This window comes from Roseateles toxinivorans, from assembly GCF_004362525.1.
GTDB lineage: Bacteria > Pseudomonadota > Gammaproteobacteria > Burkholderiales > Burkholderiaceae_C > Paucibacter > Paucibacter toxinivorans.
The window spans coordinates 408,558-434,380 of sequence record NZ_SNXS01000001.1 but is presented as its reverse complement, the minus strand read 5'-3'; the positions used below and the strand labels follow the sequence as shown (position 1 = coordinate 434,380).

Annotated in this window: 21 protein-coding genes; 10 read left to right on the top strand and 11 right to left on the bottom strand. The window is 67.8% G+C overall.

The window, feature by feature from the left end:
- Positions 1-21: 21 nt before the first annotated feature.
- On the top strand, positions 22-1,392 hold the full coding sequence (locus DES47_RS02000) for an MmgE/PrpD family protein (protein ID WP_133698983.1): 1,371 nt from the start codon (positions 22-24) through the stop codon (positions 1,390-1,392).
- A 27-nt stretch (positions 1,393-1,419) separates the two neighbouring features.
- A complete protein-coding gene (locus tag DES47_RS01995; protein WP_243748117.1) occupies positions 1,420-2,400 on the top strand; it encodes an MBL fold metallo-hydrolase in 981 nt (326 codons plus the stop codon).
- Between the two features lie 42 nt (positions 2,401-2,442).
- On the opposite strand, the gene DES47_RS01990 is transcribed toward DES47_RS01995, so the two are convergent.
- From DES47_RS01990 to DES47_RS01980, 3 genes are all read right to left on the bottom strand, one after another.
- Positions 2,443-2,664, bottom strand: a complete 222-nt coding sequence (locus tag DES47_RS01990) for an RNA-binding S4 domain-containing protein (RefSeq protein ID WP_133698982.1) — start codon at positions 2,662-2,664, stop codon at positions 2,443-2,445.
- Complete coding sequence (locus DES47_RS01985) at positions 2,661-4,385, bottom strand: thiamine pyrophosphate-binding protein (protein ID WP_133698981.1); 1,725 nt, start codon at positions 4,383-4,385, stop codon at positions 2,661-2,663. The genes DES47_RS01990 and DES47_RS01985 overlap by 4 nt, the downstream gene beginning before the upstream one ends.
- Before the next feature lie 397 nt (positions 4,386-4,782).
- Positions 4,783-6,039, bottom strand: coding sequence for an MFS transporter (locus tag DES47_RS01980; protein ID WP_133698980.1), 1,257 nt, complete (start codon positions 6,037-6,039; stop codon positions 4,783-4,785).
- A 70-nt stretch (positions 6,040-6,109) separates the two neighbouring features.
- Here DES47_RS01980 and DES47_RS01975 point away from each other — a divergent pair, with 70 nt between their 5' ends.
- From DES47_RS01975 to DES47_RS01965, 3 genes are all read left to right on the top strand, one after another.
- Positions 6,110-6,949: an AraC family transcriptional regulator gene (locus tag DES47_RS01975; RefSeq protein WP_133698979.1), complete on the top strand. Its 840-nt coding sequence runs from the start codon at positions 6,110-6,112 to the stop codon at positions 6,947-6,949.
- Positions 6,950-7,042: 93 nt separating this feature from the next.
- Complete coding sequence (nadA, locus tag DES47_RS01970) at positions 7,043-8,167, top strand: quinolinate synthase NadA (RefSeq protein WP_133698978.1); 1,125 nt, start codon at positions 7,043-7,045, stop codon at positions 8,165-8,167.
- Between the two features lie 106 nt (positions 8,168-8,273).
- Entirely contained in the window at positions 8,274-8,567 is a 294-nt protein-coding gene (locus DES47_RS01965) for a late competence development ComFB family protein (protein WP_133698977.1), read from the top strand.
- Positions 8,568-8,579: 12 nt separating this feature from the next.
- Here DES47_RS01965 and DES47_RS01960 read toward each other — a convergent pair whose 3' ends face one another.
- The 3 genes from DES47_RS01960 to clpB form a co-directional block, all read right to left on the bottom strand.
- Entirely contained in the window at positions 8,580-9,500 is a 921-nt protein-coding gene (locus DES47_RS01960; protein WP_133698976.1) for a bifunctional helix-turn-helix transcriptional regulator/GNAT family N-acetyltransferase, read from the bottom strand.
- A 73-nt stretch (positions 9,501-9,573) separates the two neighbouring features.
- Complete coding sequence (nadB, locus tag DES47_RS01955; protein WP_133698975.1) at positions 9,574-11,238, bottom strand: L-aspartate oxidase; 1,665 nt, start codon at positions 11,236-11,238, stop codon at positions 9,574-9,576.
- Positions 11,239-11,336: 98 nt separating this feature from the next.
- Positions 11,337-13,931: an ATP-dependent chaperone ClpB gene (gene clpB / locus DES47_RS01950; protein WP_133698974.1), complete on the bottom strand. Its 2,595-nt coding sequence runs from the start codon at positions 13,929-13,931 to the stop codon at positions 11,337-11,339.
- Positions 13,932-14,263: 332 nt separating this feature from the next.
- Between clpB and DES47_RS01945 the strand changes: the two genes are divergently transcribed.
- Complete coding sequence (locus DES47_RS01945; protein ID WP_243748116.1) at positions 14,264-15,136, top strand: 4-hydroxy-tetrahydrodipicolinate synthase family protein; 873 nt, start codon at positions 14,264-14,266, stop codon at positions 15,134-15,136.
- Here the strand turns inward: DES47_RS01945 and DES47_RS29505 are convergent.
- Entirely contained in the window at positions 15,121-18,429 is a 3,309-nt protein-coding gene (locus tag DES47_RS29505; RefSeq protein WP_133698972.1) for an ATP-binding protein, read from the bottom strand. The genes DES47_RS01945 and DES47_RS29505 overlap by 16 nt on opposite strands.
- Positions 18,430-18,682: 253 nt before the next feature.
- On the opposite strand from DES47_RS29505, the gene DES47_RS01935 reads away from it, so the two are divergent.
- The 3 genes from DES47_RS01935 to DES47_RS01925 are packed head-to-tail and all read left to right on the top strand — an operon-like array spanning position 18,683 to position 21,544.
- On the top strand, positions 18,683-19,348 hold the full coding sequence (locus tag DES47_RS01935) for a helix-turn-helix transcriptional regulator (RefSeq protein WP_208114881.1): 666 nt from the start codon (positions 18,683-18,685) through the stop codon (positions 19,346-19,348).
- Between the two features lie 29 nt (positions 19,349-19,377).
- Positions 19,378-20,382, top strand: coding sequence for a hypothetical protein (locus DES47_RS01930; RefSeq protein WP_133698970.1), 1,005 nt, complete (start codon positions 19,378-19,380; stop codon positions 20,380-20,382).
- Between the two features lie 37 nt (positions 20,383-20,419).
- Positions 20,420-21,544, top strand: a complete 1,125-nt coding sequence (locus DES47_RS01925) for a hypothetical protein (protein ID WP_133698969.1) — start codon at positions 20,420-20,422, stop codon at positions 21,542-21,544.
- Here DES47_RS01925 and DES47_RS01920 read toward each other — a convergent pair.
- Positions 21,522-22,829, bottom strand: a complete 1,308-nt coding sequence (locus tag DES47_RS01920) for an MFS transporter (RefSeq protein WP_133698968.1) — start codon at positions 22,827-22,829, stop codon at positions 21,522-21,524. The genes DES47_RS01925 and DES47_RS01920 overlap by 23 nt on opposite strands.
- A 174-nt stretch (positions 22,830-23,003) precedes the next feature.
- On the opposite strand from DES47_RS01920, the gene DES47_RS01915 reads away from it, so the two are divergent.
- A complete protein-coding gene (locus DES47_RS01915) occupies positions 23,004-23,930 on the top strand; it encodes a PEP-CTERM sorting domain-containing protein (protein ID WP_166651807.1) in 927 nt (308 codons plus the stop codon).
- A 21-nt stretch (positions 23,931-23,951) separates the two neighbouring features.
- On the opposite strand, the gene DES47_RS01910 is transcribed toward DES47_RS01915, so the two are convergent.
- Genes DES47_RS01910 through DES47_RS01900 form a run of 3 tightly spaced genes read right to left on the bottom strand, consistent with a single transcriptional unit; the run spans position 23,952 to position 25,823 of the window.
- Positions 23,952-24,962: a MerR family transcriptional regulator gene (locus tag DES47_RS01910; RefSeq protein ID WP_243748115.1), complete on the bottom strand. Its 1,011-nt coding sequence runs from the start codon at positions 24,960-24,962 to the stop codon at positions 23,952-23,954.
- Between the two features lies 1 nt (position 24,963).
- Positions 24,964-25,347, bottom strand: coding sequence for a CrcB family protein (locus tag DES47_RS01905; protein ID WP_243748114.1), 384 nt, complete (start codon positions 25,345-25,347; stop codon positions 24,964-24,966).
- On the bottom strand, positions 25,344-25,823 hold the full coding sequence (locus tag DES47_RS01900; protein ID WP_133698966.1) for a molybdenum cofactor biosynthesis protein MoaE: 480 nt from the start codon (positions 25,821-25,823) through the stop codon (positions 25,344-25,346). Before DES47_RS01900 ends, DES47_RS01905 begins: the two co-directional genes overlap by 4 nt.

Sequence of the window (25,823 nt, the reverse complement as noted above, 5' to 3'; positions counted from 1 at the left end):
CCTCCCCAGAAAGATTTCCCCATGGCCCGCAATACCCAGGTCGCCGCCGACCACAACGCTCCACCCGTCACCCGCATCCTGGCCGAGTTCATCGTCAATCACCCGTCTCGCGGCTGGAGCGATGCGGTGGACCATGAAGCCCACCGCACCTTGATGAACTGGGTGGGCTGTGCCGTTGGCGCCGCTCACCACGAAACCGCACAGGCAGCGCTGGCCGCAGTGCAACTGCTGCAGCCCGCGGCGCAGGCCAGCATCCTGGGCCGCGGCGAGAAGGTGGACATGGCCAGCGCCGCACTGATCAACGGCATCAGCTCGCACACCTTCGACTTCGATGACACGCACCTGAAGACCATCATCCACCCGGCCGGCCCGGTGGCCAGCGCGGTGCTGGCACTGGCCGAACATACCGGCGCCAGCGGCCGCGCGCTGATCGACGCGCTGGTGCTGGGCATCGACGTCAGCTGCCGCGTCGGCAATGCGATGTACCCGGACCATTACGACCGCGGCTGGCACATCACCGGCAGCACCGGCACGCTGGGCGCGGCGGCGGCCTGCGCGCGGCTGCTGAAGCTGGACGCGCAGCAGACGGCCATGGCGCTGGGCATCGCCGCCTCGCAGCCGATCGGCGTGCGCGAGCAGTTCGGCACCATGACCAAGCCCTTCCACCCCGGCGCCGCCGCACGGGCCGGCCTGATGGCGGCGCTGCTCGCCCAGCAGGGCTTCACCGCCAGCCCGCGTGCACTGGAGGCACCGCGAGGCATGATGCAGACGATCTCGACCAAGAACGACTGGTCGGAGATCACATCCGAGCTGGGCTCGCGTTTCGAGATCAGCTTCAACGCCTACAAGCCGTTTGCCTGCGGCATCGTCATCCACCCCAGCATCGACGCCTGCGCACAGCTGCGCGAACAGGGCGTGAGGCCGGAGCAAATCGAGCGCATCGAACTCAAGGTGCATTCGCTGGTGCTGGAGCTGACCGGCAAGAAGGAGCCGGCCGACGGCCTGCAGGCCAAGTTCAGCGTCTATCACGGCTGCGCCGCCGGCCTGACCTTCGGCCGTGCGGCCGAAGAGGAGTTTGCCGACGACATCGTCAACCGCACCGACATGGTGGCGCTGCGCCGCAAGGTGGTGGCCACCGTCGATGACGCGATTGCCGAGGCCAGCGCCGACGTCACCGCCGTGCTGAGCGATGGGCGACGCGTCCATGTTTTTGTCGAGCATGCCATCGGCTCGCTGGCCAGGCCGATGAGCGATGCGCAGCTGGAAGCGAAATTCCACGGCATGGCCGATCAGGTGCTGGGCGCCGAGCGCTGCAGCGCGCTGATCGCGGCCTGCTGGGGTGTGGGCAGCGCCGTCGATGTGCGTGCGCTGGCCGAACAGGGCCGTGACTGAACGCAACCGCAACAAGGAGACTTTTTCATGATGAATCGTTCGACCTGGATCGCCGCCGTGGGCGCCCTTGGCGCCGCCCTGAGCCTGCCTGTGCACGCTCAGCCGGCGCAGACGACAGTGAAGGTCACACCGCTGGGCGGCATCGACGGGGAGTTCTGTCCACAGGATCGCGCGCTGGTGTTCGAAGACCCGAACGGCACGCGCGTGCTCTATGACCCCGGCCGCACGGTGGCCGGCGCCACCGACCCGCGGCTGGGCAAGATCGACATCATCCTGGTCAGCCATATGCACGGTGACCATGTCGGCAATGCGCACAACAAGGCGCCGAACTCGGGGGCCTGCGACAAGCCTGACATGTCGGTCTCGGCCATGCCCAACTCCAGCGTGGTGAATATCGCGCTGGCCAAGAAATCGAAGATCGTGACCGGCAGCGAAATGCCGCCCTTCTTCGCGGCCAAGCTGAAGGCCAATGGCGGCGATCCGGCGAACTCGATGCTGGCCCGCTTCGGCGGCAGCGTGACGGTCGGCGGCGTGAAGATCGCCACGGTGACGGCGCTGCACAGCAACGGCGTCGATCCCGACTACATCGGCGGCGAGCTCGGCAAGGCAATGAAGGACGTGGGCATTGCCGGTGACGTGGGCCTGGCGACCGGCTATGTGCTGCGCTTCAGCAACGGCCTGGTGGCCTATCTGTCCGGCGACACCGGCATCACCGCGGACCAGGATCTGGTCGTGAACAAGCACTACAACGCCAAGCTGGCGGTGATGAATATCGGCGACGGCTTCACCACCGGGCCGGCCGAGGCGGCCTATGTGATCAACGATCTGGTCAAGCCCGCCTCGGTAATCGCCTCGCATGCCAACGAGGTCGGCACCGTGGGCGGCAAGCTGCGCCCGGGCAGCAAGACCGAGGCCTTCATCAAGGCCACCAAGGTGCCGGTCCACATCCCGCTGTCGGGCAAGACGATGGAGTTCGACGCCCACGGCAAGTGCACGGCAGGCTGCTGAGCACGACCGCCGTGCTCGCCGCCAGCTGTGGCGGCGGACGCATCAAGTCCCGGCAAGCACCCTGACCTGCGTGCCCTGATAGCTCACGACCTGACCCTCACGGATCTTGGCCGTCTTGCGCAACTCGGTCTTGCCGTCCACCTCGACCTGCCCCTCGCTGATGACGACGCGGGCGCGCCCGCCGCTTTCGGCGAGACCTGTGGCCTTGAGCAGGCTGTCCAGCGGGATGAACTCGCCGCGCAACTCGAACAGGATATTGCTCATGACGACCCCAGGCGCTTGTGCGCCGCCTCGCGGATCGCGCTCAGCGTGCCGCGGCTGGTGATCACGTCCGAGTCAAGCTTGATGTGAATCAGCGTGGGTCGGCCGCTCTCGATGGCCTCCCGCAGCGCGGGCTCGAACTGGGCCGTGCTGTCCACCTTGGCGGCGCGCCAGCCATAGGCCACGGCCAGCGCGGCGAAGTCAGGGTTGAACAGATCGCTGCCGCTGACGCGGCCAGGGTACTCGCGCTCCTGGTGCATCCGTATCGTGCCGTAGGTGCCGTTGTCGACGACGATGCTCAGCAGCTTCTTCGCGCCGTAGCCGGTGGCCGTGGCCAGTTCCTGGCCGGTCATCAGGAAGTCGCCATCGCCGGCAATATTGACGACCCAGCGCTCGCTCTGCAAAAGACTGGCGGCCACGGCCGCCGGCACGCCGTAGCCCATCGCCCCCGAGGTCGGCGCGAGCTGGGTGCGGCCATGCTGGTGCAGCGCCGTGTAGCGGTGGAAACGGTGCAGCCACCCGCTGTAGTTGCCGGCGCCATTGGTGTAGATCGTGCCCTCGGGCAGCAAGGCGTCCAAGGTCTTGATGACCTCGGCCATGTCCATGGGCGCGACCGGTTGCGGCACGAGATTGGCCTGGTAGTCGGCGTTTGCGGCGGTCGTCCAGGCCGACCATGCAGCTTTAGCGGGCGCAGCCAGACTCTTCAGCGCAGTGGCGGCACAGCCCATGCTGGCATTGATCAGCAGATCGGCCGTGTAGACCCGGCCCAGCTCCTCCGCCCCGGCATGGATGTGCACCAGCCGCTGCTTCGGCCGCGGCGCCTGCAGCAAGGTGTAGCCACCGGTCGTCATCTCGCCCAGGCGCGGGCCGATGGCGATGATCAGGTCGGCGTCCTGCACGCGCTGCGCCAGCTTCGGATTGATGCCGATGCCGACATCGCCGGCATAGAGCGGGTGGGCGTTGTCGAACAGGTCCTGGAAACGGAAGGCACAGCCCACCGGCAGCTGCCAGGCCTCGGCGAAGGTCTGCAGATCGGCACAGGCGGCAGGCGTCCAGCCACCACCACCGGCAATCACCAGCGGCTGTTTGGCGGCCAGCAGCAGCTCGCGCAGCGTGCTCAAAGCGGCCGGCGTCGGCGCGGCCTCGGCAAAGGCGACAGGGGCGACGATGGGCGCGGTCGTGGCCTGCGTCAGCATGTCCTCGGGCAGCACCAGCACCACCGGGCCGGGACGGCCCTGCATCGCGGTGTGGAAGGCACGGGCGACGTACTCGGGCAGACGGTGCGGGTCATGGATCTCGCCCACCCATTTGGCCATGCCCAGCGTGCCGGGGCCGAACATCTGGCGGTAGTCCACCTCCTGGAAGGCCTCGCGGTCGCGCTGATCGCTGGCCACCTGGCCGATGAACAGAATCATCGGCGTGCTGTCCTGGAACGCGGTATGCAGACCGATGCTGGCATTCGTCGCGCCGGGCCCACGTGTGACGAAGCAGATGCCGGGCTTGCCGGTCAGTTTGCCCTGCGCCTCGGCCATGAAGGCGGCGCCGCCCTCTTGCCGGCAGGCGACGAAGCGGATCTTTTCGGCATGCTCGTGAAAGCCATCCAGCACGGCCAGATAGCTTTCGCCGGGGACACCGAAGACGGTATCAATGCCTTGGGCAATCAGGGCCTCGACCAGCGCGTGGCCGGCGAGGCGGGACGGTGTTGTGGGGTGTTGCGTGCTCATCCCGCCACTGTACCGTGGCGGGTGTCCATTTCAGCTATCCACCGCGCTTGGGGCGACTCACGACACATTTATCTTGCAGCGACTGGGACGAGGGAGTGCCAGCCGGTGCGGGCTGAAGCCTTGTCCGGTCCTGGACGGACCGGGCTCCGGCTTCTATATGCCCGCTGCGACCGGCACACCCTCCTCCCTGCTGCGTGCCAGCTCGTCAACCCGAAATACGCGCGCACTACTCAACGTTGGCGGCCACCAGCGCATCCGCAGAGGGGGCGGGGGGCCGGACACTGAGGGCATAAAGAAGCTGAAGGTCGGTCCGTTCAGGAACGGACCAAGCTTCAGCCCGCAGTGGCCGGCCCCCCGCCCCCTCGGCCACTCCAATAGCCAGTCGAGCGTTTGCGCTTCAGGCCGCAGCCAGCGCCGAATTGCGGCGCGACAGATAGCCGCCCACCAGCCCCGCCGAGGCCACACCCAACATCAGAGCCACAGCCGAACCGACGAAGATGCTGGATGGCTGGCCATGATCCAGCAAGGCGCCGAACACCGGTGCGGCCAGGGCGAAGCCTACGTCCAGGCCGGAATAGACTGTGCCGTAGACGCGGCCCGTGGCTCCCGGAGGGGCGGCGCGTTTGATCAGCATGTCACGCGACGGGCCGGCCAGGCCAGTGCCGAAGCCGGCCAGCGCGGCCACCGCGGCGGCCAGCATGCCGGGCAGCCAGCCGCTGGCGGTCAGCAGCAGCAGCACGGCGGCAAAGGCCATCGCCGCGGCGATGGTGCGTTCCAGTTGCTGCACTCGGGCGACCAGAAAGCCGCCCACCACCATGCCGGCGGCGCCGCACAACATGTAGCCGGTCACCACATAGGCGGTCAAGGTCAGCGGCAGGCCGTACATGCCGGCCAGCGCCGGGCTGGCAAAGCTCTGGATGGCGCTCAGCGCGGCCGTGGTCCAGAAGAAGAAGGAGAAGCACATCCACACCGACGGCAGCTTCAGAAAGGCCATCGGATGCTCATCGACGGGCGCCGCGCCCTTGGCCTTGTCGTGCGCCCACGCACCCTGGCTGTCGTCGATCGCGTCGCGCTTCAGGAACAGCAGCAGCATCACCGAGAGGGCGATCAGGCCGGTGGCCAGATAGGCCCAGCGCCAGTTGCCGGTAGCCGTGGAGACGCCGATCAGCAGCACCGGCGCCACCGCCCAGCCCAGATTGCCGGTGATGCCGTGCACCGAGAAGGCGTGTCCCAGGCGCGGCGCCGACACGCGCTTGTTCAAAATCGTGAAGTCCACCGGATGGAAGGGCGAGTTGCCCAGGCCGGCCAGCGCCGCGGCCAGCATCAGGCCCGAATAGCCGGTGGCCACACCCGCCGCGATCGAGGCCAGCACAAAGCAGCTCAGCGCGGCGAACAGCACCGGCCGCGCGCCGGTGCGGTCGACCAGAAAGCCGGCCAGCGCCTGGCCGATGCCCGAGATCACGAAGAAGGTCGTGACCAAGAGACCCAGCTCGGAAAAGCTCAGGCCGAACTCCTTCATGAAGATGGGGAACATAGGCGGCAGCAGCATGTGGAAAAAATGCGAGGTGCCGTGGGCCAGGCCGATCAGGCTGATGGTGGTGATGTCGCTTTTTGCCGAGGCAATTGGCGCGTTGGGGAGTGTGGTGCTGCTCATGCCCTCACTGTAGGCGGGGCAGTGGCGTCCGGGTTACGATAGTCCGACAAGTTCTGTTGAATTCACGCCAATGACCGCGCAGTCCCCACCCCAGCGCCCCCGCCGCCAGCTGGTCGACACCCCTCCGCTGGACCCGCGGCTTTACGAGCCCACGGCCGAGCGGCCGCTGCGCGCCAAGGCGCGGGTGCTGGCCAATCACATCCGGATCGAGCCGCACCACCATGCCTGGGGGCAGTTGGTGTTCTCGGTCACCGGGGTGACGCGGGTCAGCGCCGGCTTGAGCACCTTCATCGTGCCGCCGTCGCGGGCGGTGTGGATTCCGCCGCGGCGCGTGCACAGCGTCACCGCCGTCGAGCAGGCCGATCTGCGCACGCTCTATCTGCATCAGGCGGTTGTGCCCGACAGCGTCGCCTGGCAGGAATGCCGGGTGCTGGAGGTCTCGCCGCTGCTGCGCGAGCTGGTGCTGCAGCTGGCCACCGACCCCGATGCGCCGTCGACCAACGAGATCGACGAGCGGCGCGAACACCACATCGCCGCCCTGGTGCTGGACGAGCTGCAACGTGCCCGCCAGCTGCGCCTGGGCGTCGATCTGCCGCAGGACAAGCGCCTGCTCGCGCTGTGCGAGGCCATCCTCGACGAGCCGGCCCGGCACGCCAGTCTGGACGGCTGGGCGGAGGAAACCGGCGCCAGCGCCCGCACCATCGCGCGGTTGTTCCGCCAGGAGCTGGGCACCAGCTTTGCGCAGTGGCGCCAGCAGGTGCTGCTGGCACGGGCGCTGTCGATGGCGGCGCGCAAGCGGCCGATGAGCCATATCGCCGCCGAACTGGGTTACGCCAGTGCCAGCGCCTTCACGGCCATGGTCACGCGGGCGGTGGGCATGCCGCCGAGCCGCTTCTTTGCCGAGGCCTGACATCAGGGCTGAGGCCAAGACCCTCGCGCCATCCGGTTGCTCGCCGTGGGCTACCATCCCCCGACTTTCTGAACTTTCGCTCTCGCTGCCGCCATGACCCAGGTGCTTTTCGACTACACCCGCCAGGACGCCCAAGGCGCCAGCTGCACCGCCCATGCCTGGGCCAAGGTGCCACCCCCTCTGAACAGCGCGCAGCGCAAGACCGTCAAGCAGCGCGCGGCCGAGCTGCTGGAGCAGCACAAGGCGGTGCTGGTTGCGCACTACTACGTCGATGGCGATCTGCAGGATCTGGCGCTGGAGACCGGCGGCATCGTCGCCGACTCACTGGAGATGGCCCGCTTCGGCCGCGATCATGCGGCCCAGACCCTGGTCGTGGCCGGCGTGCGCTTCATGGGCGAATCGGCCAAGATACTGAGCCCGCACAAGCGAGTTCTGATGCCCGACCTGGACGCCACCTGCTCGCTGGATCTGGGCTGCCCCGCCGATGAGTTCGCGGCCTTCTGCGACGCCCACCCGGACCGCACCGTCGTCGTCTATGCCAACACCAGCGCCGCCGTGAAGGCCCGCGCCGACTGGATGGTCACCAGTTCCTGCGCGCTGGCCATCGTCAACGAGCTGAAGGCCCGCGGCGAGAAGATTCTCTGGGCCCCCGACAAGCACCTGGGCGGCTATATCCAGCAGCAGACCGGTGCCGACATGCTGCTGTGGCAGGGCGCCTGCATCGTCCACGACGAGTTCAAGGGCCTGGAGCTGGACCTGCTGCGCGCCCAGCACCCGAATGCGATGGTGCTGGTGCATCCCGAATCACCGGCCAGCGTGGTCGCCCAGGCCGATGTCGTCGGCTCGACCTCGCAGATGCTCAAGGCGGTGATAGACGGCAAGGCGCAGGAGTACATCGTCGCCACAGACAACGGCATCCTGCACCGCATGCGCCAGCTGGCACCGGGCAAGACCTTGATCGAGGCGCCCACCGCCGGCAATGCCGCCACTTGCAAGAGCTGCGCCCACTGCCCCTGGATGGCGATGAACGCCGTGCAGGGCGTCGTCGACTGCCTGGAGCTGGGCTCGGGCGAGATCTTCGTCGATGAGACGATACGGCAGCAGGCGCTGGGCTGCATCACCCGGATGCTGGACTTCGTGGCGCAGAACCCGGCGGCGGTGGCCCAGCCGGCCGCACGCGGTACCGTCGGACTGACACCCGGCATGGGCGCGGTCTGAACGATTTTGTGAGGAATAGAACCGTCGACCGCCGCTTATTCGGCGCTGGCCGGTGGCGATTGGGCCTATAAAGAGCACATCGCCAACCCAGCCGCGAGAACTGGTCATGACAACCGATTTCACCTCGATCTACAACCATCACGAGCGCATCATCTTCGGCGCGGTGATGGACTACGCGTCCAACTATCCCGAGATCCGCGACGACGATGATCTGCTGGCCGACGTGGCCTGCGTCGCGCTGAACCGCCTGCCGCCGCGCTACATCCGCCATGAGGTCGATTTCGTGTTCTACCTGACGGACCGCGAACGCCACGAGATGGATCTGGCGACCAAGGAGGCGGTCGGCTATGCCTTCGAGTTCGTCGCCGCCCGCGCGGCGCTGAGGGCCCGCCAGCAGTAGGCCAGCGGCCCTCTACAGGGTCAGGTTCCATATCTGGCCCACCTGGTCCTTGCCAAAGGAATGGTGCTGCTCCTCCGACACCAGTTCGAAGCCCGCCGCCCGGTAGATCTTGCAGGCCGAGACCAGCACCTTGTTGGTCCACAGCGTCAAGGTGCTGTAGCCCTGCTGGCGCGCAAAGCGTATGCACTCGTCGGTCAGGCGCCGGCCCAGGCCCAGGCCGCGCGCCGAAGGTTCGACATAGAGCAGGCGCAGCTTGGCCACCGCGTCTGACTCGCGCACCAGGAACACCGAGCCGACGATCGCCCTCTCGCGCTCGGCAATCCAGCAGCGCTCCTTCTTGGCATCGAACTCGCGGATGAACTTGGCGGCAATCTCGGCCACCAGTGCCTCGAAGGTCTCGTCAAAACCGTACTCCTGGGCATAGAGCAGGGCCTGGCGGTGCGTGACCCAGCCGATGTCGCCGATCTGGTGCGGGCGCAGCAGATAGGGCATGGCCGGTGGCGAGGCTGCGCCCAGCAGCCGTTCGACAGTGGTCAGGGCCTGCACCAGTTCGCCCTGCTGGGCGGGCTTCAGTGGCTCAAGCAGGGCCGCGACCTGCCGTTTCGAGCCCTCGTTCAAGGGCGCAAAGGCCGCGTGGCCGGCCTCGGTCAGGCTGAGCAGGGTCTGGCGCGCATCGTCCGGCGAGGGGCGGCGGGTCAGCAGGCCCAAACTTTCGAAGCGCTTCAGGATGCGGCTCAGATAGCCGGCGTCCAGGTGCAGTTCCTGGCGCAAGGTGGTTGCCGTCAGGTCGGCACGGTGGGCCAGCTCGTAGAGGATGCGTCCCTCGCTGAGCGAGAAGCTGCTGTCGAGCAGGGCTCCGTCCAGCAGGCACAGCTGGCCGGTATAGAAGCGGCTGAAGCGGCGCACCGCTTCGATGGTGGTGTGTTCGGTCATGAGCGTCCTCGCTGGCGACCCTCATGATCCAGCGATCAATTGCCTAAGTCAAATAGTTATTTGACTCAAGCACTCAATGCCCCTGTTTCAACGAGTCCAGCCAGGCCGCGCTGGGCGCCACCTCGCTGGGCCGGCGCCGCGGCGCACGCACCAGCACGGTCGGGAAGCTGACCGGCAGCGTGGCCGGATAGTCGCGGCTGAAGTGCAGGCCGCGGCTCTCGTGCCGGGCCAGCGCCGAGCGGACGATCAGTTCGGCGCAGTCCACCAGATTGCGCAGCTCCAGCAGGTCGCGGGTGACGCGGAAATTGGCGTAGTAATCGTCGATCTCGTTGCGCAGCAGGGCGATGCGGTGCAGCGCCCGCTCCAGCCGCTTGGTGGTGCGCACGATGCCGACATAGTTCCACATCACCAGGCGCAGCTCGTCCCAGTTGTGGGCGATGACGACCTGCTCGTCGGCGTCCTCGACCTGGCTTTCATCCCAGGCCGGCAGCGCCATGGGCTCGGGGCTGCCGCGGGTCAGGATGTCATCGGCGCAGGTCTGGCCGACGACCACGCACTCCAGCAGCGAATTGCTGGCCAGGCGATTGGCGCCATGCAGGCCGGTGTAGGTGGTTTCGCCCACCGCGTAGAGGCCCGGCATATCGCTGCGGCCCTGCAGATCGGTGACCACGCCGCCGCAGGTGAAATGCACCGCAGGCACGACCGGAATCGGCTGGCGGGCGATGTCTATGCCTAGGGCCAGGCAGCGGGCATGGATGGTCGGGAAGTGCTCCTTCAGGAAGGCCTCGCCCAGATGGGTGGCGTCCAGCAGCACATAGTCCAGGCCGTGCTTCTTCATCTCGAAGTCGATGGCACGGGCGACGATGTCGCGCGGCGCCAGCTCCAGCCGCTCGTCGTGCGCGGCCATGAAGCGGGTGCCGTCGGGCAGCTTGAGATGACCGCCCTCGCCTCTCATCGCCTCGGTGATCAGGAAGCTGCGCTCCTGCGGGTGGTACAGGCAGGTCGGATGGAACTGGATGAACTCCATATTCGCCACCCGGCAGCCCGCGCGCCAGGCCATGGCGATGCCGTCACCGGTGGAGGTGTCGGGGTTGGTGGTGTAGCGGTAGACCTTGCCGGCACCGCCAGTGGCCAAGATCACCGCGCGGGCGTCCAGCGCCTCGACGCGCTGGCGGTCGATGTCCAGCGCGTAGATGCCGTAGCAGCGCGGCTGCTCGTCGCGCTTCAGGTGGCGCGAGGTGATCAGGTCCAGCGCCATCCAGCGCTCGCGCAGGGTGATGTTGGGATGCGCCGCGGCGGCAGCCAGCAGCTGGTCATGGATGGCCTTGCCGGTGGCGTCGGCCGCGTGGGCGATGCGCCGCACCGCGTGGCCGCCCTCGCGCGTCAGGTGCAGGCCCAGCGGGCCGGTATCGTCCGGCGTGAAGGGCACACCCTGGTCCACCAGCCAGGCCACCGCCTGGGCGCTGCGCTCGGCGATGAAGCGCGCGGTGACCTCATCGACCAGGCCGGCCCCGGCATCCTGCGTGTCGCGCACATGGCTGTCTATGCTGTCGTCGCTGCCCAGCACACCGACGATGCCGCCCTGCGCCCAGGCGGTGGCGCCGACGTTCAGCTCGCGCTTGGCCAGCACCACCACCGGCACGGTGTCGGCCAGGTGCAGGGCCGCGGTCAGACCGGCCAGGCCGGCACCAACGATGACGACGGGGGCGGAAGAATTCTCGGCAGCAGCAGCGCTCATGCAAAAAGTGAGCGGCCCGTGTTGGCGGGCCGCTGATCAATCAACGTGGCTCATTCTAGGGCGGCGCCGTCACCGAGGTGTCACGGCACCACCCGGAATCAATGCACCACCCGGCTGAACGAGAACTCCCCGTCCGCCACATCGACCGGAATCACGTCCTTGGGGCCGAACTTGCCCTGCAGGATCAGCTTGGACACCGGGTTCTCGATGCGCTGCTGGATGGCCCGCTTCAGCGGCCGCGCGCCGAACGAGGGATCGAAGCCGACCTTGGCCAGCTCGGCCACCGCCGCGGCGCTGACCTCCAGCTTCATGTCCATCTTCTCCAGCCTGGCCTCCAGCACCTTCAGCTGGATCTTGGCGATGGACTCGATATTGCTCTGGTCCAGCGCGTGGAACACCACCGTCTCGTCGATGCGGTTCAGGAACTCCGGGCGGAAGTGCTGCTTGACCTCGCCCCACACCGCCTCGCGTATCAGGGCCGGGTCTTGCCCCGCCATCTGCATGATCATGTGCGAGCCCAGATTGCTGGTCATCACGATCACCGTGTTCTTGAAGTCGACCGTGCGGCCCTGGCCGTCGGTCAGGCGGCCGTCGTCCAGCACCTGTAGCAGCACATTGAACACGTCCGGATGGGCCTTCTCGACCTCGTCGAGCAGCAGCACGCTGTACGGCTTGCGGCGCACCGCCTCGGTCAGGTAGCCGCCCTCGTCGTAGCCGACATAGCCTGGAGGCGCGCCGATCAGCCGGCTGACCGAGTGCTTCTCCATGAACTCGCTCATGTCGATGCGGATCATGTGTTCTTCACTGTCGAACAGAAAGCCGGCCAAGGCCTTGCACAGCTCGGTCTTGCCGACGCCGGTGGGGCCCAGGAACAGGAAGCTGCCGGTCGGGCGGTTCGGGTCGGACAGGCCGGCGCGCGAGCGGCGGATGGCATCGGCCACGGCCACGATGGCCTCGTCCTGGCCGACCACGCGGTCATGCAGCTTGTCTTCCATCTGCAAGAGCTTGTCGCGCTCGCCCTGCATCAGCTTGGCGACCGGAATGCCGGTGGCACGGGCCACCACCTCGGCGATCTCCTCGGCGCCGACCAGCGTGCGCAGCAGCTGAGGTGCCTTGCCATCCTTGGCCTTGCCGGCCTCCTTGGCCTGCGCCTCCTTCAGGCGCTTCTCCAGCTCGGGCAGCTTGCCGTACTGCAGCTCGGCGACCTTGTTGAAATCGCCCTTGCGCTTGAGTTCTTCCATCTGGAAGCGCGTGGCCTCGATCTCTTCCTTCAGATGGGCCGAACCCTGGGCGGTGGCCTTCTCGCTCTTCCAGATCTCGTCCAGATCGGCGGCCTCGCGCTCCAGCTTCAGTATTTCTTCCTCGATCAGCCCCAGGCGGCGTTGCGAGGCCTCGTCCTTCTCGCGCTTGACCGCCTCGCGTTCGATCTTGAGCTGGATGATGCGGCGGTCGAGCTTGTCCATCACCTCGGGCTTGGAGTCGATCTCTATCTTGATCTTGGCCGCGGCCTCGTCGATCAGGTCGATGGCCTTGTCGGGCAGGAAGCGGTCGGTGATGTAGCGGTGGCTCAGCTCGGCCGCGGCGACGATGGCCGGGTCGGTGATCTCGACGCCGTGGTGCACCTCGTACTTCTCCTGCAGGCCGCGCAGGATGGCAATGGTCGCCTCCACGGACGGTTCATCGACCATCACCTTCTGGAAGCGCCGCTCCAGCGCAGCGTCCTTCTCGACGTATTTGCGGTACTCGTCCAGCGTGGTTGCACCGATGCAATGCAACTCGCCGCGCGCCAGCGCCGGCTTGAGCATATTGCCCGCATCGATCGCGCCCTCGGCCTTGCCGGCGCCGACCATCGTGTGGATTTCGTCGATGAAGATGATGGTCTGGCCCGCGTCTTGCGCGACTTCCTTCAGCACGGACTTGAGCCGCTCCTCGAACTCGCCGCGGAACTTGGCGCCGGCCAGCAGCAAGGCCATGTCCAGCACCAGCACGCGCTTGTTCTTCAGCGTGTCCGGCACCTCGCCATTGACGATGCGCTGGGCCAGGCCCTCGACGATGGCCGTCTTGCCCACGCCGGGTTCACCGATCAGCACCGGGTTGTTCTTGGTGCGGCGCTGCAGCACCTGGATGGCGCGGCGGATCTCGTCGTCGCGGCCGATCACCGGGTCCAGCTTGCCCAGACGGGCGCGCTCGGTCAGATCCAGCGTGTACTTCTTCAGCGCCTCGCGCTGCCCTTCGGATTCGGCGCTGTCGACCTTCTGGCCGCCGCGCACCGATTCGATCGCTGCCTCGAGAGACTTGCGCGTCATGCCATGGCCACGGACGATGCCGGCCAGGTCGGTCTTGGCCTCGCTGAGGGCGAGCAGGAACATCTCGCTGGCGATGAACTGGTCACCGCGCTTGGAGGCTTCCTTCTCGGAGGTCTGCAGCAGGCTCAGCAGATCGCGCCCGGCCTGCACCTGCTGGTCGCTACCCTGCACCTGGGGCAGGCCGTTCAGGGCAGCGTCCAGCGAAGTCTTGAGCGCAGGCAGCTTGACGCCGGCGCGCTCCAGCAGGCTGCGCGGCCCGTCGTCCTGGGCCAGCATGGCCAGCAGCACATGGACCGGCTCGATGTACGGGTTGTCGCGGGTCACGGCCAGGCTTTGCGCCTCGCCCAGGGCTTCCTGAAAACGGGTGGTCAGTTTGTCGGCTCGCATAGGTCAAATCCTCCAATGGCAGGCAGGTGGGACCATGGCCCCGGATTTCAAGGCACCTGTCGAGTGAGCCAGCACGCGGCCCGGCTTGTCTTGCGCTGGATCAAGCCGGCATAATGCAACCATGCATTGCGCCCTCCCCTTCGCCCCTTGGCCCTGCGCCAGCCGGGCTTGCGGCGTGGTCGCGTGCAAATCGAAAAAGCAGCCGCTCATCTGACCGGCGCTGCTGCCGTGCTCGGATGAGCGACGGCAGCCTCCACTTTCTTCCCGGCGACAGTCTTCGCGCTTCCTCCCGCACGGTTTTCCAGGTCAACACCACCTGAAGGACTTTGATCGTGATCGTGCAAGATTTTTCCGGCCTCTGGATCCCCGTCGTCACCCCGTTTGTCCATGGCGAGATCGACCATGGCGCGCTGAAGGCGCTGGTGCTGCGGCTCAAGCGGGACGGCGTGGGTGGCTTCGTGGCCAGCAGCAGCACCGGCGAAGGCGGCCTGCTGAATGAGGCCGAGCAGAACGCCGCGCTGGCCACCACGGTCGAGGCGGCCGGTGGTTTGCCGGTGATCATGGGGGTGTCCGGGCTGCGGCCCGAGCGCGTGGCCGCGCGCACGCAATGGCTGGCCGAGCGCTTCCCGCTGCACGCCTTTCTGCTGCCGCCGCCCAGCTATATCCGGCCCTCACAGGCCGGGCTGCTGAGCTACTTCCGCACCGTGGCCGACGCCACGCCGCTGCCACTGGTGCTCTACGACATCCCCTACCGCACCGGTGTGAAGATCGAGCTGGCGACGCTGCTGGAGCTTGCAGCCCACCCGGCCATCCAGGGGCTGAAGGACTGCGGTGGTCAGCCCGCCTCGACTGAGGCATTGATCGGTGACGGCCGCCTGGCCGTGCTGGCCGGCGAGGACCATCAGATCTTCGGCACCCTGGCCCTGGGCGGTACCGGCGCCATCACGGCCAGCGCGCACTTGCAGACACCCCGTTTCGTTGCCTTGGTTCAGTCACTCCTGGCTGGTGATCTGCCGCGTGGCAGGATGCTCTGGCGCCAGTTGCGGCCCTTGATCGAGCTGTGCTTTGACGAGCCCAACCCGGCGCCGATCAAGGCCATGCTGGCCCGTCAGGGCGCGGTGCAGAACGAGTTGCGGGCCCCGCTGCAGCCGGCTTCCGCCGAACTGCAGCAGCGCTTCGGGCATCTGCTTCAAGACATCGAGTGAGCACCGCGCTCTGCCGGCTCGCCCGGCAGCCGCGCCGCCAGCAGCGCCCGGTTGAACGGATTGCGCTCCCGGAAGCTGGGCATGAAGGCGTCCGGCACATGGGGCAGGCAGGAGGCTATCCAGGCCCTGCCCTTGGCCAGCGCCTGCCGGGCCGCGGTCTCCTCACCGGCGTCGCGCAGCGCCTGGAAGGCCAGCCACCAGAGTTCGGCCGGGTCCATGTCCAGCGCGCTGCTCTGCGCCGCCAAGGCCACAGCGGCACGGGCATGCCGGGCAGCTTCAGGGTGGCGGCCGAGGCGACGCAGCGCGTCGGCCTGTCGCAGGCCGGCATGCAGGCGCACCGGCGCGTTGTCAGCGGCCACCCGCGCCAGCACCCGTTCGCACCAGGCCAATGATTCTTCGGGCGGCAGCAGCGAGGCAAGCAGCAGCTCGTAACTGCATCGATCCGCAAGGTCCAAGGTGTCGGGTAGCGAGGGGTGGGCCGCCAGCAGCGCGGGCAGCACCCGTTTGCCCGCCAGGGCGTCGAGCCGGGCGACGAGCACCTGCCGCGCGGCACGATTGCCGGCGTCCGCACCGGCGGGCAGCGGCGTCATGAGCTGTCGGGCCCTGGCGATCTGGCCCAGACGCAGATGGATGCGTGCCAGCCTGTTTTCGGTGATAACCACCCAGGCCGGCGCCTCGCCCTGCCGGAACTGGGCCAGGGCCCAGGGCAGCAGATCCAGGGCCTCACGGTAGCGCCCCAGGCCGAAGTAGGAGGTTGCCAGATGGACGTGGTTGGTGGCCGCCGCCAGGCCGGGCGGCTCGCCCATGCGCCGCCACAGACCCAGCATCTGCTCGCCGGTGACCAAGGCGGCTTCGCGCTCGCCCAATGCGGTCAGGCACACGGCCACATTGCAGTGCTGCTCCATCGCCTCGCTCAGGTCGCCCAGGCTCTCGGCCAGCGCCGCGGCCAGGCGCAGCGGGGCCAGCGCCTCGGTATAGCGGGCGGCGCAGAACAGCACATAGCCATGGGCGCCATGGAAATCCAGCCGGGCGCGCACGTCGTCCAGTCGCTCGGCGGTGCCACGCGCCCGCTCGCAACAGGCCAGCCCCTGAGCGAGATCGCCGGTCAAGGTCAAGGCCATGCCGTGCCAGCCGGCGGCCACGGTTTCGAGGTCATGGCGACCGAGCGCCTGCGCCAAGCGCAGGGCCTGGCCGGACGGCAGCAGCGCGCCCGCGCCATCGGACAGGCAAAGCCGATAGCGGCTGGCGGCCAGCAGCGCCGTCAAGCGCTGCCCATCATCGCCGGCCATCAGCTGCAGCGCGTCCACACGGGCCTGCGTCGCGGCCGGGGTTTCCACGCTCATGGCCGCGCTCAGCGCACGGTGCGCGACCCGGAAGACACCGTCCTGGGCGCCGGCCTTGCTGTAGTAGTGGGCGGCCCGGTCCAGAAAACCCAGCTCCTCGACGCGGCGTGATGCCGCCAGCGCGGCCTGAGCCGCGAGCTCGAACAAGCGTGCCGCCGCGGGCCACTCACCGGCCGCGGCCCAGTGCGAGGCCACCACCGAGGGGGCAGCGGCCTGCTGTTGATGCAGCGCCGCAGCAATTGCGCGATGCAGCAGCGCCGCAATCGCTTCCGGCACCGAGCCCTGCAGCGCTTCCTGGGCCAGATCGAAGGCCAGGCCCTGCTCGCCCATCAGCTGCGCCGCCTGCAGCTCCCGCAAGGGATCGACCAGGTCGATGGGATGCAGGCGCAGCACCTCGGCCGCCAGCGCCACAGAGAACGCAGGCCCCATCAGCGCCGCGACCCGCGCCAGCTTGAGCGCCGGGGCCGATAGCGCCAGCAGCCGGGTTTCTATCATCGCCAGCAGTTGCCGGGGTTCGGCCTCGGCCAGCGAACCCTCTGCCGGCAGCAGGCCGCCCCCCGCGCGCAACAGCTCCAACATGAACAGCGGCCGACCGCCGGTACGCCGCAACAGCGTGACTGCCAGCGTTTGCCGGGCCGAGCCATCAAGCTGCGGCAAGTCCAGCGCCTGCACGAAGTCCGCGATGGACGATTCGGGCAGCGGCCGCAGCGTCAGGGCACCCATGCGCTCAAGCGCCTGCTCGGCCACCCAGGCACGCAAGGCCGCCGCAGGCTCGCCCGAGCGGACAACGAACACGACCCAAGGCAGGTTCGGCGAGGCCGGTGCCAGCCAGGCCAGCAGGCCGTCCAGCGACGCCGCATCGGCCCACTGCAGGTCATCCAGCACAAGGCTGCCCAAGCCCTGATCAGCCCAGGGCTTCAGTGCCTCGGCCAGCGCCTGCCTCAACCTCAGGACTTCCAGACGCGGCTCGGGCGAGGGTCCCAACTCGGGCAGCAGACGCGCCAGCTCGGCTCGCGCCCAGTCCGGCGGCGCTGGCAGCTGGGGCAGCAGCAAACGCAGCGCACGCGCCAGCAATGCATAGGGCGTACCGGCATCGCCCGCATAGGCCTTGACCGATTGCACGGGCCCGCAGCTGCGGGCGAAATCTTCAGCCAGCCGGCTTTTGCCGATGCCGGCCTCCCCCTCCAGCAGCAGCCATTGCCCGCGGCCGCGGGCAGCGGCAAGCAAGCTCCATTCGGCCTCCCGGCCCACCAGCAGCGGGGGCCTGAGCAGGGTCACCGCACGTGCGGCTGTTGCAGGAGCGGTCGACAGGTCGGCACTGCGTTCAATCAAGGCTGCCAGCGCCTGCGTCTCATCGCCGGGGCTTGCCCCGGCCTCCCGCATCAACGCTTGCTGGCACGACCGGAAGGCCGCCAGCGCGGCGGCTCGGTCCCCACGCCGGTAGTGCAGGCGCATGACGCGGCGATGCGCATGCTCGCTGTCGGCATGCTCCAGGGCCAGGCCTTGCGCCCAGGGCAGTGCCTCGGCCAGACGTCCGGCGGCTTCCAGCGCTTCGGCGCGCGATGCCCAGGCCGTGCGGCGCTGCTGGCGCCACTTCGCGCGGGCCTCCTCGACCCACTCGCCCAGCGGGCCGCAGTCGGCATAGTCCAGGCCACCCAGCAACAAGGCATCCTGGGCCACCACCGGGGCCGCGAGCGCCTGCGGCTGGAGGTCATGGGCAAGTCCCGGCCCCAGCCGCAGCGTTGCCTGGCCCAGCACCAGCCCCGCACTCACCGCCTGCTTGAGCCGGAACAGGCGCTGCCGCAGATTCGTCTGCGCCTTTTGCGCCGGCAGGCCGGGCCACAGGCTCTCAGCCGCCTGAGCCCGAGGCATCGCACCGCGCAGCACCAGCATCGCAAGCAGGGCCGCGTCGCGACGCTCCAGCAGATGGTCGGCCCGGTCGGGTGTCACGATGCGAGGCAGCCCCAGCAGGCACAGCCGGGGAGCTGGCGGGACTGCGGAGACTCCAGCGCTTCCAGGATCGGGGTCGGGGTCGGACAGCGTCACAGCGGTGCTCGCATCAGGTGGCGTCAGGGTCGGACGTTAGCACGGCGCCGCGACTGGCGAGCTGGCCGCGTCACGCGCCAGTAACGCACAGGTCGCCATGCTTCACGCACTGACATCGCCAACGCACCCGAACCGGCCTGCGCCTTCGACCATGCCCTTGCAGATCGCCCCCGCCCTGTTGCCCCACAACGCGCTGCTGCTGGATCTGCAAATGCATTTGCTGAGCTGCAGCGACGGTGCCCGAGCCGTGCTGGCGGCCAATGCCGAGGTCCTGGGCTTGCTGCGCGGCCGTCTGGTGGCTCGGGGTCAGCAAGCCTCCCTGGCCGAACAGCTGGTAGCCGGTCAAAGCCTGACCCTGACGCGCAAGGGTCGGCCCTCGCTCAGCGTGCTGGCCCAGATCATCACCGACAGCCAGGATCAGCCCTTGGCTGTGCTGGCTACCTTGGTCGACCCGATGAACCAGCGCATGGACCGCCGGCTGCTGCCGGGGCTGTTCGGGCTGACGACCACCGAAGCCCGCATCGCGGCCGCGCTGGCCGATGGCCAAGGCACCCATCAAATTGCCGCCGAACTTGGCGTGCAACTCAACACCGTGCATGCCCATGTCAAGAAGCTGCTGGCCAAGACCCATACCCAGCGCCAGGTGCAACTGGTGTCTTTGCTGTGGCGCAGCGTGTCAGTGCTGACCGCCCACCCGCCGCGCCTATCCATGAGCGATCTGCTGCCCCCCCGAGTTGCGGGGGAGCCGCCCCGGGGGGATGCGCCTGATGCCAATTCAGGTAATGACGCGAGCCTTCACGCCAACCAGACTGAGGCCGGCTGAAACCCAGGCTTCTTCCTGTCAGGAGTTCCATGACAACCACTCTCTCCACTTCCTTGCGCCTGCTGACTCTGGCCGGCTTCAGCAGCCTGTGCGCGCAGCAGGCCTACGCCCTGCGCGCCGAGACGGCACTCGACTTTCTTTCGCCGCTCTCCGCCGGTAGCTACAGCTGGATTCGCCCGACCAGCACGGTGACCTTCGACAGCACACCGTCGGTCTGGAGTCAGGCAGGCGGCTTCGACGTGATAGACAACGCGGGGGCAGCCACGACCACCAGCTACCAGTCGCAGGCGCGTGCGGTGGCCAACTACACCCAGTTGTCGGTGCAGGCGCGCATCATGGTGGACAACCCGATGACCGCGGGCAGCGCCAACCTGCCCTACGCCGATGCCAATGGCATACCGATAGCGGGTGGCGTGCCCATGGGCTACGCAAGCCGGGCCTCGGCCAGCCTGGGCGACATCGTCACCCTCGGCACGAGTGCAGGCACCGCTGCGGCCAGCCTGCGCTTTGAGCTGGGCATCGACGGCACACTGGGCGTCGACTTCCACGGCGACCAGTACAGCTCGGTGGAAGGCAGTCTGTGGCAGGTCAATCAGTACGACAGCGCCAACTGGGGCGCCACTCTGGCCTGGGATTCACAACAGTCCAGCTTCGACCCTTCGACTTGGCTCTTCACACATGGCACGAAAACCATTGACCGAGCCGTATGGTCCAAGCCCATCCCGGTGGTCAACGGCAAGGCTGATTTCAGCTTCGAGCTGATGGCCCATGCCGAAGTGAACTTCGCCCAGTCCTACATCAATGGCGGCAGCTACGAAGCCTGGGCGGACCTCGGCAGCACCTTGCGTCTGGTGCGCGCCCACGCCTTCGACGCGATGGGCAACGAGATTGGGCTGGACAGCCTGGTGGGCAACTCGGGCACGCACTACGCCGTCAGCAGCGTTCCCGAGCCCGGCAGCTGGCAATTGCTGCTGCTGGGCGTTCTGCCGATCCTGCTCCGGCAAAGTCGCAAGCGCCCGATGGCGCGTCTTTGAAGCCCTGCACCCAAACGTTCACAACGAAAGATCCGTCATGACTCTCAACGCATCCCCCGCCCGCAAGCTGGCGCCGAACCGCCTCGCCGCAACCCTGGCCATGGGCCTGTTCGCCGGCAGCTACGCCGTGGCCAGTACCACACCGGTCACGCACTACAGCGGCCGCCATCTGAACTCGGGCGAGTATGTCCAAACCGCGGAGTACGCCAATTCCAACTACGGCTACATCGTCGACTACAGCGGCGCGGCCACCGAAGGCAGCAACAGCGGTGCGCGCACCTGGGCCTTCGGCAACGGCGCCGGCGGCTATCTGCACAAGCTGGAGACCAGTTCGGTCTTCGCGCGCGCCGATCTGGCCAGCGGCGAGCTGAAGGCCAGCGCCTCGCTGGGCCTGGGCATCAACCAGCCCGGCAGCGACGCCGCCCCTGCCTTCGGCGTCAGAAGCACCACCGCCAGCGCATCGGCCACCATCGCGGACAGCCTGAGCTTTCGCAACGGCAGCAGCGGCTACCTGTGGGCCGATGGTGAGCAGTTCACCTTCCGCTTCGGCGTAGACGGCACGGTCGATATTCCCGCTGCCGTGGCAACGCCGGTGAGCAGTTCGGCCATGACCTGGGCCACGTTGAGATTGAATATCTGGCGCCCCGGTGGCCTGGAAGCCAACCACCAGCTCAGCACCTTCGACTACAACGCCTACGCCCAGCAGTTTGGCAATGATGCTGCCTGGACCGAGTACGTGCGGCTCAGCAACCAGGTCAATGCGCTGGCGCTGAACAGCGCCGGCTGGTGCCTGGGAGAGAGCCGCACCCTGGCGGGCTTCTGCGGTGGTGTGTTCTTCCAGCAGGTCACGTTGGGTGCGACGCCGGCCGAGGTCAGCTATGCCTTTGCGCCGGGGGGTGACTTCGAGTGGACCCTGGAGCTGGAAACCCGGGTGGCGATGGACCTGTCCTACGAGAACCTGAGCTCGTCGCTGGACTTCTCGCACACCATACGCACCGGCTTCGTCGCACCAACAAGTGCGACCACCTATTCGGCCTCGGGCCTGTTCCCCGACACCCTGCCGGCGGCTGCAGTGCCCGAGCCCCACTCCTGGGCACTGATGGCCTGCGGATTGTTGGGGCTGATGGGCGCGGCCGGCTTCAAGCAGCGACGGCCTCACTGACCTGTGGCATCTGCGTGGCCAGCAAGGCCACCACGACGATGACCACCAGCAGCGCGCCGCTGGCCAGGAACAGGGTGCTCAAGGCCAGGCTGTGCAACAGCCAGCCGGTGGCCGCCGAGGACAGTGGCGCCAGGCCCATGAAGATGAACATGAACAGGCTCATCGCCCGACCCAGCATGATGGGTGGCACGCGGCGCTGTATCCAGGTGAACACGGCCACCTGCATGAAGCCGCCGAGCAGGCCGATCAGCAAGAGCAGCGCGGCGCCCTGCCAGGTGGCGGTGATGGTGCCCATGGGCATGAACAGCAGGCCCACCAGGGCATCAACGGCCAGCAGCGTGAGACCGAGGCTGCGCAAGCGCCACTGCGGTTTGGCGCCCGCCACGCCCATGCCCATCAGCGTGCCGGCGCCGTGCGCGGCGAGCATCGTGCCCAGCGCCGCGGCGCCCAGGCCGGGCACCTGCTTGGCCAGCACCGGCAGCGCGATATGCACCGGGCCGCTGATCAGCAGGGCCACTGCCGCCCAGTAGAGCAGGCAGGTGCGCAGCTGCGCATCGGCCCAGAAGGCGCGTAGGCCCTCGCCCACCGAGGCCAGCACCGAGACCTTGGTGGCCGAAGCGGCCGGTGGCGTCAGCACGCGCACCCGGGACAGGGTCCAGGCCGACAGTGCAAAGCTGAAGGCGTCGAAGCCGAAGGCCAGGCCCAGGCCGCGTGCATCGGTCACCGCGTCGGCGCGGCCGGAGCCGAACAGCGCGATCAGCAGGCCTGCCAGCAGAGGGCCGACGAACATAGCCAGCTGGCGCAGCCCCAGCATCACGCCGTTGGCCGCCTGCAGCTGCTCACGCGCCACCACCTGGGGCAGCATGGCCGTGCCGGAGGGGATGCTGAAGGCGGTGGCCAGGCCTATGCCCAGCGACAGCGCGTATAGCCAGGGCAGCGTCAACGCGCCGGTCAGCACCAGCAAGGCCAGCGCGCCTAGCAGCACGGTGTTGACGTACTTGGTCAGCATCATCACCCGCTTGGGTGAGTAGCGGTCGACAAAGGCGCCGCCGATCAGGATGAACAGCGCGCGGGGCAGGCCCACAATCAGCAGCACGGTGCCCAGCACCCGGGTGTCGCTGCTCATCTGCAGCACCAGCCAGGGCAAGGCGATCAGGGTGAACTGATCACCCAGCATCGAGAGGATGCCACCGCCCAGCATCCAGATGAAATTGCGGTCGCGGAACAGCGCGCCGCGCTGCAAGCCAGGCGCGGCGGACGAAGAAGGCGTTTGAGGATGCGTCATGGCCCGCACTGTGCGGCCTGACGTGGCGTGAGGGTCAAGCGCATCAGGCGTTTTTCTGCAATCGCCGCCTGCCCCCCGAAACAAGGGAGTGCCGCTACTCCGCTACCGGTTCAGGTAATGACGCCTCGCCGCGGGCTGGTGACACTAGGCCTCGATCAAAACGAGGAGAGACCTGTGCTCAACAGCAACACCACACTCACTGGCATGGCGCTTGCCTGCGCCCTGATCGGCACAGCCTGCAACGCCAACGCGGCCGAGACCGTGTTCAGTTTCCAGACCGGGGCGCTTGGCAACCAGCTGTCCCTCAGCCTGATGGATGGCAACGGCATGCTTGCCTGGTCCAATACCGTCGGCACGCCATCGGCGGAGCTTCAGGCCTTTGCCCAGGAGAACCCCAGCCTCGGCGGATGGTTCTCCTACGACCGCACCAGTGCGCCCGTGCTTTCCGGGTCGGATTTCGCGGCCTACTCTGCGAAGTTCGGCATGACCGTGACGCGCAATGGCGCGACACAGGCGCTGGTCCGCGACCAGACGCGGGTGTTCATTGGCGACAACCGCCTCGGCACTATCGACGTGCTCTCCGTGCCCTGGGACTTCGGCCCACTGTCCGGCGGCTCGCTCGACTTCTCCCTGGCCACCCCTCAATCAACCGCGTTCGACCCTCTTCAATCGCCCTGGTCGTTCCAGCAGGCAGCGCCGGCGCTGGCCGCGATGCCGCTGCATATGAGCTACAGCCAGCTGAGCTTCCAGTTCATGGGCATTGCGCTGCGCGACAGCAAGGGCCTGGCGATTAGCGGCACGTCCCTGCCCTCGCAGATCAATGTCGGCGGCTTCGACACCGCGATCTTCTCGCTGCAGGCCTCTGGCCAGGCAAGCATTGAGGTGCTGGAGTCCGACTACGCCAACCAGGACGACTACCAGCTGGCCCTGGACTGGGTGAGCACGCATACGCAGCGCAGCGAGGTCGTGTTCGTCATTGGGGGCGCGGTCAGCAGTATTACCGTGAGCGCGGTGCCGGAGCCGGGCAGCTGGGTCCTGATGCTGTTGGGACTGGGTGCATTGAGCGGCAGAAAGCTGGCCCGCGGCCGGCGCAGAGACTGAACCGCCATCAAGGCCTGAGGCTTAGGCCTTGATGGCATCGGCCACCTGCATCAGGAAGGCGCGCTGCGCCTCGGTCAGCGCAGCGCCCAGGCGCAGCAGCGGTTCGCGCTCGTATGCCTGTTGCAGCTTGGCGCGCAGCTGTGCGTCGCCTTGGCTGGAGCGCTCCATCAGGGCCAGCCAGCGCGGCAGCAGCGCGCGGGCTTCCGAGCCGTCCGGGGATGCCTGCGCATCGATCAGCCCCTGCACCGCCGCGGCCATGGCCCGCCACTCGTGCTGCGGCACATTGCCGATGCGGCGCAGGTCGGCGTCGCTGATGTAGCGGCGCAACAAGCCCAGGCGCAGCTGCACGGCCTGGTCGATGAAGCTGACCATGGCCAGATTCGGGCCAGCACCGGCATGCAGGCCCGGCTCGGCAAAATACATCCTGCCCCAGCGCTCCATCAGATCGAAGTCGCCGCGCATCCAGTCGTGCATCAGATTCATCCAGCGCTGGGCCAGCGGCTGCACCAGCGGGTCATCCGAGCCCACGCCGGTGGCCATCAGCGCATGGACATCGGCCACCAGCTGCTGCCAGTCGGCCTCCACCACCGGCCAGTTGCCGAAGATCAGCTTCATCTCGGCCGGGGTGAAATAGCTGTCGCAGGTGGTCATCAGCTGCAGGCTGGACAGCCAGTCGTCCAGCTCGGGCTCGCGGCCAGAGGCGAACTTGGCCTGCAGCAACTCCAGCCGCTGACGCAGTGCATTGGCCTGCTTGATCTGATCCTCCAGCGCGGTCAGCTGGCGCTCGACGATCAGCGGCAGGTCGGCCCCGCCGCTATCCAGCAGCCGGCCGATCTCGTCCAGCGGCAGGCCCAGGCCACGCAGCGCCTGGATGCCGTGCAGGCGGGCAATGTCGCCCTGGTTGTACAGGCGGTAGTCGCTGTCGGAGCGAGCCGAGGGGCGCAGCAGGGCTATGCTGTCGTAGTGATGCAGGGTGCGCACCGTCAGGCCGGCACGCTTGGCGAGTTCACCGACCTTCAGCAGCATGGTCATGTCAGTCGAGCCACAGCTGGATCAGCTTCAGGCCGAGGCTGGCCGCGGCCAGCGCGCCCAGCACATGGGCGGCGGTGTGGGCAAACGCCATGCCGAGAGAGCCCCGCTGCAGCAGCGCCAGCGACTCGCCGGAAAAGGCCGAGAAGGTCGTCAGCCCGCCCAGAAAGCCGGTCACCAGCAGCAGGCGCAGCATCTCGTCCGGCGTGCGGCCGAACCACTCCAGCGCCATGCCGATCAACAGACCACCGACCAGATTGACCAGCAGCGTGCCAAGCGGAAAACCGCCCCAGCTGGCATTGAGCCACAGACCGGCGCCCCAGCGTGCCAGCGCGCCGGCGGCGGCGCCCAGCGCCACCATCGATGCCTGCGCCAACAGAGCACTCACACGTCTGCGGCAGCGTTGCCGGCCTGTATGCCCCAGCGGGCCAGCGCCGCGTCATCGACGCTGCGCGCATCGACCCAGCGCGCACCTTCGGGCGTGGTCTCCTTCTTCCAGAACGGCGCCTGGGTCTTCAGATAGTCCATCAGGAACTCGCAGGCCTGGAAGGCCTGGCCGCGGTGCCTGGACGTGACCGCCACCAGCACGATCTGCTCCAGCGGCTGCAGCACGCCGACGCGATGGATGACACGGGCGCCGAGGATGTCGAAGCGCTTGTGCGCCTCGTCAACCATGGCCTCTATCGCCCGCTCGGTCATGCCTGGGTAATGCTCCAGCTCCATCAGGCTGATGGCCTGATCCTGACCCCGATCGCGCACCGTGCCGACGAAACTGACGATGGCACCGACACCGCCGTTGCCGGCATGCAGGGCCGCGACCTCGGTCGTGAGATCGAAATCCTGGGTCTGGATGGCGACTGACAT

Coding starts and splice junctions, on each gene's coding strand:
- DES47_RS02000 (WP_133698983.1), top strand. CDS start 22: ATGGCCCGCAATACCCAGGTCGCCGCCGACCACAACGCTCCACCCGTC.
- DES47_RS01995 (WP_243748117.1), top strand. CDS start 1,420: ATGATGAATCGTTCGACCTGGATCGCCGCCGTGGGCGCCCTTGGCGCC.
- DES47_RS01990 (WP_133698982.1), bottom strand. CDS start 2,664: ATGAGCAATATCCTGTTCGAGTTGCGCGGCGAGTTCATCCCGCTGGAC.
- DES47_RS01985 (WP_133698981.1), bottom strand. CDS start 4,385: ATGAGCACGCAACACCCCACAACACCGTCCCGCCTCGCCGGCCACGCG.
- DES47_RS01980 (WP_133698980.1), bottom strand. CDS start 6,039: ATGAGCAGCACCACACTCCCCAACGCGCCAATTGCCTCGGCAAAAAGC.
- DES47_RS01975 (WP_133698979.1), top strand. CDS start 6,110: ATGACCGCGCAGTCCCCACCCCAGCGCCCCCGCCGCCAGCTGGTCGAC.
- nadA (WP_133698978.1), top strand. CDS start 7,043: ATGACCCAGGTGCTTTTCGACTACACCCGCCAGGACGCCCAAGGCGCC.
- DES47_RS01965 (WP_133698977.1), top strand. CDS start 8,274: ATGACAACCGATTTCACCTCGATCTACAACCATCACGAGCGCATCATC.
- DES47_RS01960 (WP_133698976.1), bottom strand. CDS start 9,500: ATGACCGAACACACCACCATCGAAGCGGTGCGCCGCTTCAGCCGCTTC.
- nadB (WP_133698975.1), bottom strand. CDS start 11,238: ATGAGCGCTGCTGCTGCCGAGAATTCTTCCGCCCCCGTCGTCATCGTT.
- clpB (WP_133698974.1), bottom strand. CDS start 13,931: ATGCGAGCCGACAAACTGACCACCCGTTTTCAGGAAGCCCTGGGCGAG.
- DES47_RS01930 (WP_133698970.1), top strand. CDS start 19,378: ATGACAACCACTCTCTCCACTTCCTTGCGCCTGCTGACTCTGGCCGGC.
- DES47_RS01925 (WP_133698969.1), top strand. CDS start 20,420: ATGACTCTCAACGCATCCCCCGCCCGCAAGCTGGCGCCGAACCGCCTC.
- DES47_RS01920 (WP_133698968.1), bottom strand. CDS start 22,829: ATGACGCATCCTCAAACGCCTTCTTCGTCCGCCGCGCCTGGCTTGCAG.
- DES47_RS01910 (WP_243748115.1), bottom strand. CDS start 24,962: ATGACCATGCTGCTGAAGGTCGGTGAACTCGCCAAGCGTGCCGGCCTG.
- DES47_RS01900 (WP_133698966.1), bottom strand. CDS start 25,823: ATGTCAGTCGCCATCCAGACCCAGGATTTCGATCTCACGACCGAGGTC.